Origin of the sequence: Pseudoalteromonas sp. 10-33 (genome assembly GCF_001469195.1) — a bacterium.
Lineage (GTDB): Bacteria > Pseudomonadota > Gammaproteobacteria > Enterobacterales > Alteromonadaceae > Pseudoalteromonas.
Map to the genome: position 1 here is coordinate 303351 of NZ_LOFI01000023.1, position 13176 is coordinate 316526.

At 37.9% G+C, this 13176-nt stretch carries 9 protein-coding genes; 5 read left to right on the forward strand and 4 right to left on the reverse strand.

The features are described 5' to 3' along the window. Nucleotides 1-303: 303 nt before the first annotated feature. The 5 genes from betI (at nt 304) to ATS76_RS12225 (ending at nt 6097) form a co-directional block, all read left to right on the forward strand. Entirely contained in the window at nt 304-879 is a 576-nt protein-coding gene (betI, locus tag ATS76_RS12205) for a transcriptional regulator BetI (protein WP_171034604.1), read from the forward strand. 1 nt (nt 880) lies between these two features. After that, entirely contained in the window at nt 881-2344 is a 1464-nt protein-coding gene (betB, locus tag ATS76_RS12210; RefSeq protein ID WP_058552399.1) for a betaine-aldehyde dehydrogenase, read from the forward strand. 10 nt (nt 2345-2354) lie between these two features. Further along, nucleotides 2355-4022 carry a choline dehydrogenase gene (gene betA / locus ATS76_RS12215; RefSeq protein WP_058552356.1) on the forward strand — a complete coding sequence of 556 codons (1668 nt, stop codon included), beginning with the start codon at nt 2355-2357 and terminating at the stop codon, nt 4020-4022. A gap of 146 nt (nt 4023-4168) precedes the next feature. Continuing rightward, nucleotides 4169-5386: a BCCT family transporter gene (locus ATS76_RS12220; RefSeq protein ID WP_058552357.1), complete on the forward strand. Its 1218-nt coding sequence runs from the start codon at nt 4169-4171 to the stop codon at nt 5384-5386. A gap of 9 nt (nt 5387-5395) precedes the next feature. Then, the gene (locus ATS76_RS12225) at nt 5396-6097 is read left to right on the forward strand and encodes a TorF family putative porin (RefSeq protein ID WP_058552358.1); all 702 of its coding nucleotides are present in this window, start codon (nt 5396-5398) and stop codon (nt 6095-6097) included. Between the two features lie 75 nt (nt 6098-6172). On the opposite strand, the gene ATS76_RS12230 is transcribed toward ATS76_RS12225, so the two are convergent. The 4 genes from ATS76_RS12230 to fdxA form a co-directional block, all read right to left on the reverse strand. Then, nucleotides 6173-8095, reverse strand: a complete 1923-nt coding sequence (locus ATS76_RS12230) for a putative bifunctional diguanylate cyclase/phosphodiesterase (protein WP_058552359.1) — start codon at nt 8093-8095, stop codon at nt 6173-6175. A 96-nt stretch (nt 8096-8191) separates the two neighbouring features. Next, nucleotides 8192-10102 (reverse strand): putative bifunctional diguanylate cyclase/phosphodiesterase, encoded by a 1911-nt coding sequence (locus ATS76_RS12235; RefSeq protein WP_058552360.1) that lies wholly within the window; start codon nt 10100-10102, stop codon nt 8192-8194. A 242-nt stretch (nt 10103-10344) separates the two neighbouring features. Then, the gene (locus ATS76_RS12240; protein WP_058552361.1) at nt 10345-12588 is read right to left on the reverse strand and encodes a carbohydrate binding family 9 domain-containing protein; all 2244 of its coding nucleotides are present in this window, start codon (nt 12586-12588) and stop codon (nt 10345-10347) included. A 144-nt stretch (nt 12589-12732) separates the two neighbouring features. Continuing rightward, nucleotides 12733-13056, reverse strand: a complete 324-nt coding sequence (fdxA, locus tag ATS76_RS12245) for a ferredoxin FdxA (RefSeq protein ID WP_058552362.1) — start codon at nt 13054-13056, stop codon at nt 12733-12735. Between the last annotated feature and the right edge of the window lie 120 nt (nt 13057-13176).

The following is a 13176-nucleotide window of genomic DNA, read 5'->3' on the forward strand; positions in this document are numbered from 1 at the left end:
ATACTATTAGTACTCTAATTATTACCACTCAAATAATTTTATTCATCTTTTATTTAAGAACAATAAGTAAAGAATTAATTACACTTTTAAATATTTAAAGTTAACCACTTAAACCACTGTTTTAAATATAAATTAATCAACTAGTACATCCTCTAGCATCCCTACTCCTTCTGTTAGTTTTATTAATAATTCATCTACATTTTAGTATCTGACTATTTACTTCACCCTTGAATTGTTAGAACTATTACCTTAAGCTTGTCTTTATTGAACGTTCAATTAATAAAAATTATGCCTAAAGTTGGAATGGAACCGGTCAGGCGTCAACAGTTAATTGACGCAACAATTGAGTCAGTGGCGATGCGTGGGTTACAAGCAACCACTATTAACAGCATCAGTAAAAATGCAGGTTTATCGTCAGGCATTATTAGTCATTACTTTGGTGGTAAGCAGGGGTTAATAGAAGCAACTGTTCGCTATTTGCTTTCTAATCTTAAAAAAGACCTTATTGAAAAAGTTAGCCATAACACCAGCGCTACACAGCGCCTAATGTTTATTGTTGAAGCTAACTTTGCGCTTGTACAACAGCGCAGTGATACCACCAAAACTTGGTTGAGCTTTTGGGCGCAATCAATGCACGATGATGAACTTCACAGACTGCAGAATGTAAACAGTACACGCTTGCAAAGTAATTTAGCATTTTCGTTTAAGCAATTAATGCCTATTGAGCAAGCAAAACAAGCTGCTGAACTCAGCGCCGCTATGATTGATGGCCTATGGTTAAGAGCAGTACTTAGTAAATCAGACAAAAACCAGTTTAAACACAGTGAAACTTTAGCAAAAAGCTATGTAAATTCACTCATCAAGCAATATGGAGCCTAGCGTGAGCACACCAGTCTATCAAAACTTTATTAATGGCCATTTTCTTGCTAACCAAAGCGGTGAAACTTTTGATGTAACTAACCCTGCAACAGGTGAAGTTATTTACCGTGTTGAAGTTGCCGATGAATTTGTTCAAAACGCAGCGATTGAAAGCGCAAAACAAGGTTTTGCACAGTGGTCTAAAATGGCCCCTATTGAACGCAGCCGTATTTTATTAAAAGCCGTTGCAATACTTCGCGAGCGCAACGATGAACTAGCCTTAATAGAAGTGCTTGATACCGGTAAACCAATGCAAGAAGCAAACTGTGTTGATATAGAAACCGGTGCAGATGTTATCGAGTACTTTGCAGGCCTAGCACCGGCGCAAGTTGGCCAACAACAAATGGTGGGCGAAGACTTTTACTACACTCGTAAAGAGCCACTAGGAATTTGTGCCGGTATTGGTGCATGGAACTACCCACTACAAATAGCATGTTGGAAATCTGGCCCTGCTCTTGCTGCTGGCAATGCATTTATTTTTAAACCATCTGAAGAAACACCACTAGGCGCTATTAAACTAGCCGAAGTATTTGTTGAAGCAGGTGTACCTGCTGGCGTATTTAACGTTGTACAAGGTGCAGGTGACGTAGGCCAATGGTTAACCTCGCACAGTGAGATTGACAAAGTGTCGTTTACTGGTGAAGTAGGTACAGGTAAAAAAGTAGTAGCAAGCGCTGCGGGTACCTTAAAAGACGTAACAATGGAGTTAGGTGGTAAATCGCCGCTTGTTGTATTTGATGATGCAAATATAGAGCAAGCAGTAAGCGCGGCCATGCTAGGTAACTTTTATACGCAAGGGGAGATTTGTACTAACTGTACACGTATTTATGTTCATAAAAATATATATCAGCAATTTATTAATGAGCTTAAAACGCGTACAGAGCAAAATATTATTGCTGGCGATCCGCAAGATTTAAATACTAACTTTGGTGCGCTTATCTCTAAAAAGCACCAAGACTTAGTGATGAGTTATGTTAATAAAGGGATTGAAGAAGGCGCAACACTGCTTACCGGTGGTTCAACGCTTTCACCTGAATCTGCGCCTAATGGCTACTTTGTTGCACCTACCGTGTTTATTGATTGCAACGATGATATGACTATCGTTAAAGAAGAAATATTTGGCCCAGTAATGAGCGTACTTGTTTTTGAAGACGAAGACGATGTTATTGCACGTGCCAATGGCACTCACCTAGGCTTAGCTGCAGGCGTATTTACGAGCGACATTAAACGTGCACACCGTGTTATTCATCAATTAGAAGCGGGTATTTGTTGGATTAATGCCTATGGTAACTCACCTGCTGAAATGCCTGTGGGTGGTTATAAGCAATCAGGTATTGGCCGTGAAAACGGAATAGAAACACTTGATCATTACACGCAAACCAAGTCTATTTATGTGGGCATGGCCGACATAGAAAGCCCGTTTTAAGGTGGTAACTATGAGTAATCATTACGACTATATTATTGTTGGTGCAGGATCTGCGGGTTGTGTTTTAGCAAATCGCTTATCTGAAGATTCAAGCAACAAAGTGTTACTACTAGAAACCGGTGGCAGTGATAAAAGTATTTTTATAAAAATGCCAACGGCGTTGTCTATTCCTATGAATACTGACAAATATGCTTGGCAGTTTCATACTCAGCCAGAGCCGTACTTAGACAACCGTGAAATGCATTGCCCTCGCGGTAAGGTACTCGGTGGCTCATCATCGATTAATGGCATGGTTTACGTACGTGGCCACGCAAAAGATTTTGATGAGTGGCAACAGCACGGTGCTAATGGTTGGGACTACCAATCGTGTCTACCGTATTTTCAAAAAGGGGAAAGCTTTTACCTTGGTGAAAACACATACCGAGGTGGTAAAGGTCCACTTGGCGTTAATAACGGTAACGAAATGCAAAACCCGTTGTACACCACATTTATAAAAGCCGGTGTAGAAGCAGGTTATGCTAGCACAGACGATTATAACGCATCGCAGCAAGAAGGCTTTGGCCCAATGCACATGACCGTTAAAAACGGTGTGCGCAGCTCGGCTTCTCGTGAATATTTAGACCCTGTTAAATCGCGAAGTAATTTAACTGTCATTACCGGCGCACTTGCTCAAAAAGTGATTCTTGATGGTAAAAAAGCCACAGGTATTGAATACAAAGTTAACGGTAACGTTCAAACAGCTCATGCGGCAAAAGAGGTTGTTTTAAGTGCTGGCCCTATTGGCTCTCCGCATATATTACAGCTCTCTGGTATTGGCGATAAAGACACCCTTGAAAAAGCGGGCGTTGAAGTTAAACACCACTTACCGGGTGTGGGTCAAAACTTACAAGACCATCTTGAATTTTACTTTCAATACAAATGTAAGCAGCCAATTACACTAAACGGCAAGTTGGGCCTTATTTCTAAGGGCCTAATTGGTGCTAAATGGTTCTTTACCCGAAAAGGTTTAGGCGCAACTAACCACTTTGAGTCGTGTGCATTTATTCGCTCAAAGCCTGGTGTTGAATGGCCTGATATTCAGTATCACTTTTTACCAGCCGCTATGCGATACGATGGACGTAGTGCATTTGCAGGTCATGGTTTTCAAGTTCACGTAGGTCATAATAAACCAAAAAGCCGTGGCAGTGTAACTATTCAATCAGCTAACCCTGAGCAGCCACCACAAATTTTGTTTAATTACTTACAGCATAAAGACGATATTGAAGGCTTTAGAGCCTGTGTGCGTTTAACTCGCGACATTATTGAGCAAAGTGCCTTTGACGATTACCGAGATGAAGAAATTCAACCAGGTAAACATATTCAAACAGATGAAGAAATAGATGCTTTTGTACGCCAAGCTGTAGAAAGCGCTTACCACCCTTCTTGTTCATGCAAAATGGGTGAAGACGACATGGCCGTAGTTAATTCAAATACGCAAGTGCACGGCATTGAAGGTTTACGTGTTGTTGATTCGTCAATATTTCCGACAGTACCTAACGGCAACCTAAATGCACCTACAATAATGGTTGCAGAAAAAGCGGCAGACATCATTTTAGGAAACGTTGCTTTACAAAAAGCAAATACTGATGTTGCTATGACTCAAAACTGGCAAGAAACACAGCGTGCAGCAAAAATTTAATCAGCTACTTATAGGGTTAGTCTCGTCAGACTAACTCTATGAGCCTTGCAGTGGCGAACAACATAAATTGGTTATGTTGTAATAATGCAAGATTGAACAATAAAAAAACGGAGTGCTTATGAATAACTCACTATTGGAGGGTACCAATGACCATTTGGCTTAATGCTGGTATTATTTTTACCCTACTTGCAATTACGATCATTTTATTAAAATGGGGTAATGTACGTGTTGTTGGTGTTACACCAGTTAAAACACTCACCTTTATCGCAATACTCTTTACCTCAGGCCTTGATGTTGGCCTTATAATGTTTCCTTTAACTGAGTTTGCAGGTTATGCAGACATAAAAGCAAGCCCAGAATACGCGTTTGCAAATCCACTGGCCATTGAGTTTGGTTATTGGGGATTTTTAATCTGGGGATTTTACTTTCTTACGTGCTTTTATTTCTGTGTAATAGAACCTAAAGTTAAATTTTTCGAAATACCTTGGGTAAAGTTCATTAATAACGTAGTTATTATTGGTACATGTGCTTTTACCGCTTATCTCTTACTTTCTAACCTTCCATGGTATTTGCCAGAAATTGGCGATGGTTCAAGTATTGTTTCTGAGTTTTATTTAATTGTATTTGCAGCAATTTGTTTTGCCGTATATTCAAGTACAGACATTAAGTACGTACGATTTTTAAGTATTGCTACAACTTGGTTATTTATAGCACTAATTGGCTTTATGTGGGCGGGTGCGTTTGTATTAGGTGACAGTGAAATGTCAGCATTCACAGGTAACTTAGCCTCTATCGGCACATACTTTGCCAACATAAATGAATTTGTTTTACCGCTTAACGATTACCATGAGTTTTACCTATTTTGGTGGTTTGCTTGGAGCATTATGATTGGTCAGTTTACCTCTCGTTTTGTAGGCGGTTTAAAAACTTACCAAGTTCTAGGCGCTATGTTAATTTTTCCTTCAATACCAATTGCAATCTGGTTTAGCGTACTTTATCACTACCACGAAGCGGATATTCCAACGCAAGGTATTAAAAACTTTGCCATGGTATTTGTAGGTATTGTGTTTGTAATTAACTCACTCGACTCGTTAGTGCGTTTATACACAGACAACTTAAACATCACTGTAAAACGCTTTGGTAAAGCGAAGTATATGATTGGAAACATCCTTGCGCTTTCATTATTAACATTATTGTTTAAGCTAGAATTTTTACAAATACAGTGGGTAGGTGCATTAGTGATTGCCTTGTTCTTCCTGTGTGCTGGCTTTATTGGCTACAGTAAGTTTAAAACAGTTAAGAATATTGATAGCTCACCAAAAACAAACAAAATTGACTACACTAAAATTGAAACACAAAGCTAGGAATTTATAATGAACAATAAACTAAAACAACTTGCAGTAGCATTGCCATTCGCTCTTTTATCAACTACGGCAGCTGCCGACTGGTCAACAACTATTACAGCAGCATCAGATTACACGTTTAACGGTGTAAGCCAAACAGATAACGATCCTGCATTACAAGCAAGTTTGGATTATGCTTTTGATAATGGCGTGTATGCCGGTGTATGGGCATCAAACGTAGACTTTGGTGATGATACCGATTTTGAACTAGATGGATACGTTGGTCGCTATGTACAATTAAACGATAAGTTTAGTGTTGACTACGGTATTGCATACTACACATACCAAGGTAATAACAGTGATGGAAATTACCCTGAAGTTTACACTAAATTTGGTTACGCCAGTGATTACGGTCAAACAGAGCTTAACTTTTGGTACAGCTGGGATTATTTTGGAACAAGTGCGGGTCATGTAGTTTCAATGATTGCTCATACTTATGAACTTGCACCAAATCATGCAATACGTGCAAGTTTTGATATTTCTAATTCACTTGACGGTGAAAAATGGGCGTGGGATGTAAACCAAAAGAAATCGTACAGTCACTACCGTCTTGCTTATCAAACCAGTTACGAAGGCTTTGGTATTGAAGTAGCCGCTGAAAATACTAGCCTTGATTACGATTACGCCGATGAGCGCATCGTACTAGCAATTTCAAGAACATTTGATTTATAAAGATTAATTAATTTTAATTTTGAACATTAGCGTGGCGAACCACAACTCAGGTTCGTCATACTCAAAAAAGCCTCCTTATGAGGTTTTTTTATTATTTAAATACTCAATTAATGCGCTTGAGGTCAGCGGCCTTGAAAAGTAATACCCTTGTAAATGCGATACGCCAAGTTGAGTAAGCTGCTTACACTGCAAAGGTGTTTCAACCCCTTCAGCAATTACATTAAAATTAAGCGAACTTGCCATTTGCACTACTGCGTTAACAATGCTTAAGCCTCTTTCATCCTCATCTTGAACAAAACTTTTATCTACTTTTACAATATCGACACCTACATCAAGCATACTAGATAAAGAAGAATACCCTGTACCAAAGTCATCTATTGAAATTCTTACACCCAGTTTTTGTAGTGATTTAACCACATACAAAAATGTATGCTTATCGTTTGCAAATACAGATTCAGTTACTTCTAAATGAAGCTTATGAGCAGGAAAATTCAAATTCGCCAAAATATTCTTAACCTTCTTGGCAAACTCTATTTCTTTAAGCTGCATCACAGATACATTAATACTGACTGATAAATCTGGGGACAGTTGTTGAAAAGTAAGTGCTTGTCGGCACGCCGTTTCAAGTACCCAAAAGCCTATTTTTGAAATAAACCCATACTGCTCTGCAATTGGTATAAATTCGTCAGGAGGTATGCTTTCTCCTTTTAATTGCCAACGAATAAGCGCCTCAATCGCGTATATATCATGTGTTGTAGAGTCAATAATGGGCTGGTATACCAACGAAAAACAATTATTAGCAAGCGCGGTTAAAAGCTCTTCGCTAAGTAGGCGCTTTCTTTCTAATTCTGAACGAAGCGACTCACTAAAAAAACTAATTTTCCCACGGTTCATTCTTTTTTGATGATACATTGCCATATCGGCATTTAAAATTAAACTATCCAGGTCTTTACCATGCTCGGGGTAAAGTGCAATGCCTATGGTTGCCCCTACCCGTGCGCCGCGCTCTGTTTCTGGATGATCCTGTGTAATTGCATCAATAATTTCTTTAGCAAAATCGTAAGTATTTTCTTTGCATACAAAATCACTTAAAATTAAAAACTCATCGCCGCCCCAGCGACACTTTTGCTGATTATGAGCACACACGTCAGAAATACGTTTCGCTGTTCTTTTTAAAACGTTATCACCGACCTTGTGACCCATCACATCATTTATATTCTTAAACCCATCTAGGTCTATAAAAAACAGCGCAAAAGGTGGATCTGGATAATGTTTAATTCGGTTTTTTGCATCATTTAAAAATGCATTTCGATTTAATAATTGGGTCAGTGAGTCAGAATTTGACAGATGCATTATTTCTTTAGTACGCGCGTCAACTCTTAGCTCCATTCTTTCGAGTAAATCGCTATTTTGATTTTTTAAATGTATTGCTTTCTGTGTAAATGCAGATGCTTTATTGAGAGTTAACAAGGTAATAAAGCCATAGCCAATACCTAAAAAACCGAGTAGATTTTCGTAATAATGTGAAGACATTATTAACACTAGTGCGTAAGGAAATAATAGGATAAATGCATAAGCAAAACAGGTCAACTTATGTGCAGACAACACATTAGCAGAGCCACCACCAAGAGCAGATAATATAATTATGATACTTGTGGCTTCTAAAGGCTCGAAAGAAGTGTGAAAATACAAAGCATAACTGGACCATACAATAGCGGTTATGATAACCCCTGATGAAAATTTTAGGAGGTCAAATTGAGTAGCACGTTTGTCTATTTTTAAAAATGTGCGGATATCTAAAAAACGAATCCCCAAAACAAAAAGCATAATAAGCCACCAAACTAGCTTATCGTTATAACTTAATAACTCGCCTTTATTAAAACTAAAAGCAATACAGGCGCTCGCAAATAAAGAAGTGAGTAAACCTAAATAAGCGTTCTCGTAAAGTAATCTAACGGTATCATTAAGGTTTTCTTCGATTAGGGAGCTTCGATGCATATTATCTAAGCCTTAACATCTCGTTTTTATTATTTATTTAACTAAAACTATGTCTTAATTAAAAAATTGTCCAGTAAACGCCCTAATAACACATTTTTATTTAGATATTTCCCAGGCACTAGAACCCGATGCAGATAAATTAGCATTATTATTGCGCAATACTTTATTTCCAACATTTATAGAAGACTCTGGCCGACTCACTAAGTATCCTTGAACAGAGCTCACACCTAATTTTTTTACAAGCTCAAATTGGGCAATTTCCTCCACACCTTCCGCTACTATTTTTAGACCCAACCTTTGTCCTAGCTCACTAATGGTATTGAGTATGTCATTATATTTTTTACTTTTATTGGCTTGAGTTATAAACGAGCGATCAATTTTAATAACATCAATAGGTAAATCTGCTAGGGTGCTTAAAGAGCTAAATCCGGTACCAAAATCGTCTATAGCAATAGTCACACCGTCTTCTCTTAGCTTACTAAGCTCATCAATAATTCTAGTACTTGCCTGAATAAAGGTAGACTCTGTCACCTCAAGCATTAAAGACGTTGCAGGTAACCCCGTACTTTTGAGTGTTTTTGTGATCCAACCATATATATCACGGTGTTTTAACTGAATACCTGAAATATTTACCGATATTTTTACTTTACGCATACCTGCATTGTGCCAAGCAGCCATTTGCCTGCATGACTCAAGCATTATCCAATCACCCAACTCTAATATTAAATTTGACTCTTCAGCAATAGGGATAAATTCAGCAGGTGAAATCATGCCTTCAACTGGGTGGTTCCAGCGTGTGAGTGCTTCAAAATAGTCAATCATGCAATCTTCTACGTGCACGATGGGCTGAAACGATAGATAAAAGTCTTTACATGCAATGGCTAAACGAAGCTCTTCGAGTAAATAATGATAGCGGCGCATTTTGTTACCCATTTCAGGGGAATACACTTTAAAAATACCCTTACCGTCACTTTTAGCTCGATACATTGCTACATCTGCTAACTGCAACAATGCTTGTGGTGTAGATGCGCTTTCTGGATAAGTAGCAATACCAATGCTTGCACTAATTTTTACAATTTTATTGCCAAGCACAAAGTCTTTTTCAAGCTCACTAAGTACTTGTTTTGCTATGTCGACAACCTTGTCGCTTTCGTCCAACGACTCAATAAAAATAGAAAACTCATCCCCCCCTAAACGCGATAAATTTTGTTCTAACTGATTAGTTGAGTTTATATTACTTAATTTATGGTGACGCAAAACATTAGCCAAACGTGTTGCCACTTGTACAAGTATCTCATCACCAAAGCTATGCCCAAATGAGTCGTTAACTTGCTTAAATCCATCTAAATCTATAAATAATAATGCACAGGTTAATTTCTTTTGACCTGTTTGGTTTATATGCCTACCAATATGCTCAATGTAGGCATGTCTATCGATGAGTTGGGTTAATTTATCTTGGCATATGCTTGTTTGTGTTTGTTTTACATAATTGGCTACATGCATATTTAGGGTGGTAATAGATTTACTTAAATTACTAATACCATTAGGGTTCTGAGCAGATTCAACATCTAAATTAAACGACTCTAAAAGTTTATTAGCCTGCTGATTAAGTTGGCTTAACTTATGTTTATGGTTTTGTTTCCTGCTTTGTTTTTTTAAGTACACAGCAAGCAAAAGTATACAAGAGAAGAAAATAATGATGTTTTTAGGCGACGTTAGCACCATCAAAATGAGTACATTGGCATCAGCCGCAATAAAAGATTGTTCCGTTGTTTTAACAAGGAGTAATGTTTGAGAAGCACTGTCAATTGTATAATGGCCGCTCAGAACTGGGTTGTACCAAGGGGCAATATCTAAATTGGTGCTGCTTATATCGAATTTTTTAACGCTAAAATTAGACTGGAACAGATTGGTGCGGCTTATCTGGCTCGTCAATTCAGTATTTAGGTAAAAGCAAAATAGCAAAATGAGTAAGGAAATTAATCCAACATGCTTTAATTTTTTCATGAAAAATTCCCTAACAATACTGATCCTTAATAACTAAATGTTCATTATATCTCCTATTTTCATTTGTAAGCAATTATTTATCTGATATATGTCGATTTTTTGTGCGAGAAAAAGTGTAGCGATGACTGAAAAAGAGCGAGGGGTTTAGGTTTTAAGTGAGGCTAAAATATAAAACTTAAATGTGCGCCCATAAACAGACTCTATTTGACGCCTGGTTATGAGCCCATATTTACATTACCTTGTTAGAGCTGCCATGCATAACTCACTTTTGTGAAAAAGGTGCGTTGGTCACGCTCAATATTTTCGAGTGTATCGTCCTGATACCCTCTATCTGAGTAACCTAAATAAAATAACGTTTGTGCGTTAATCTTATACGAATAAACCAGTTGGCTACCATAGTCTTTATTTGTTTGGCTTACTTGATAAAAATAAGCCTCTTTGTTTCTGTCTATATCTTCAACTTGTAAAATCAGTTTTAACATTGATCGCATGTTAAATTTATAATGCAGTCTAAAGTCGACTAAATTTGCTGTATAAACGCGGTCATCCCGTGGGTTATCTAACTTGCTGTAACTGTGTCTTATATCCACTTGCCAATGATCGTTTATATCCCACACTGCTTGAGTTTGTGTATTAATTACATCGCCAAGCTCAAGATTTGTATAGTCAATACGGCTTGCATATTCTAGATAAAACGATAGATTCAAGTCCTTAGTGGGTTTAAGGGAAGTATAAAGGTAACCTATATTTTGATTGTAAAACTCATCGTAATAACTCTCTTTACGATGAATAAAGCCAATATTAAATAAAGACTGCTTTTGCCCCTTAAAACTTAAAAAGCCTTCATATTCTTCCTCAAGCAAGTCACCACTTTGCGACCAGGTTTTATCCCAATCAGCTTCATAAGACCATGACGTAATTAAATCCAACTCATCTCGATACCACGTTTGGCCGCCACCAATCAGCACTTTTTCATAATCAACTTTGGCTTGGTATCCTAAATCGGTGCGATAATCCTCGCCAATATTTTCATAAGATGTGAAAAGTTTATAGTCTCGCTTGTCACGGGTTAATTCAATTGCATATGCCTGATCTGATTGTGTTTTAGAGAGACCGTAGTTATCAACTAAAAAGTCAGAGTTTCGCGTATCAGCTGACGAAACTTGATAAAGCAATGTATCTGACTGATTAAACCAATAACTGCCATCAACTGATAACACCGTATTACGATAATTATTACTTTGTCGGTGTGTACTTGATACGCCCAACGTTCCTTGTTCACCTAAATCATATTGATAACGACCGACTGCCGCCTGTGTTTTCTCATTCAGTGAGGCAAAACCAGAACCTTGGTTTGTTGGTAATAGGATATTACTGTTTTCGTCATCAGCTAGCATAAGTGCATAGCTGTGCCCATCGGTTTTACCAGTTAGCTTTGCCCCTAACGTTGGCTCTGCAATGGTTCGAGTGTATAAAAGCTCAAACAAGCTACTTTTAAAGTAAGAGGCACCATCTAAAAAGAAAGGTCTTTTCTCTGCATAATAGATTGAGTACGTTGTGTTCACGTCAAGCTCAAGAGAATCAGTCTCTACCTGCGAAAAGTCAGGGTTAATAGTCGCATTTAACACCGCGTCTTTTGTTATTCCCCAGCGTAAATCTAAACCGGCCTCAGTGTCTATGCTACCGTTCTCCCAGTCACCAGGGAGTTGGGCTTTATCATCATGACGAAGTGCTGTGAGCGTTGGGGTAAGTTGAACATTTTTACTAGATGCTAATTCGCTCAAGCCCGTTAACTTATCAAACTGACACAAGCTACATTTAACATCGCGGTCGAACCCCATATTGGATATTTGATAAAGTACATCCCTAGGGTAGTTTCTCATTAATAAAAACCCCCACGTTAAATCTTTTTTATTTTCTGGAAAGCGCAGTGCTTTAAAAGGAATACGCATTTCAACTATATAGCCTTCATCGGTAATTTTGCCAGCACTATCCCAAATTGCATTCCACGATGGATCTGATTGCCAACCATCTGTATCGCTCATGCGTAAATCACCTTGTGCGCCTAACGGATTAACAAAAAACTCATAGCCTGAGCGTTCATCATTAAAGGTGTCTATTACAAGTATTACAGTATCGTCTTGCCAAAGGGTATCTCGGTCGCGAAGTGAAGCGCGTATTTGATCCGGGTCAGAATCGTAAGCAATAAAACCAACATACAAATTTGTGCCATCTTCATACATGTACGCATCGGTTTTTACAGGAGGGGTGCCTCTTTCATTAGGCTCATCTTGAACAAGCAAAGGGACATAGGTCGCTTTTTGCCAATGCGCTTCATCAAGTACGCCATCAACACTGATATTTTGATTTATTCGAGCCAGCGATACCTGCTCTTTTTTAGCAAATACACTGTAGCTATTAACTAGTAGGAAGAACGATAAAAGTAAAAACGTGAGTGTTTTTTTTGTAGTTATAAAGTACTGCATAAACATCCATTTAAAACAACTTTACTCAATATGAGTAATTTCTAAACCGGAGTGTAATTTAAGCGGGTACATTTGTTAATACCTTGCAAACATAATTTCGCAAAATATTAACTAATTAATAATAAAGGATTATTTGTTCTGTTCTTAGGTATCAAGTAACTTTAGCTTATTTTCAACACCGTTCCATGTGTCAGCATCTTTAGGGGCTGTTTTTACCTGTGTAATACGAGGCCAAATGAGGGCAAGTTCAGCATTGAGTTCAGTAAATTCTTTTTGAGAGTCAGGCAGTTCATCTTCTTGATAAATTGCTTCTGCTGGGCATTCTGGAACACATAACCCACAATCAATACAGTCAATTGGGCTAATTGCTAAAAAATTAGGGCCTTCAAAAAATGCATCCGCAGGACACACTGATACGCAATCGGTGTACTTACATTTTATGCAATTTTCGGTAACTACAAACGCCATAATATTTTTGTACCATAAAGCTAATTTAACAGTGGGCGATCATACCCTTTCACCTCAAAAACACAATAAATAACTGCCATATTTTGCCAATTTAACGTAATATATGCGCCCTTAATGTAA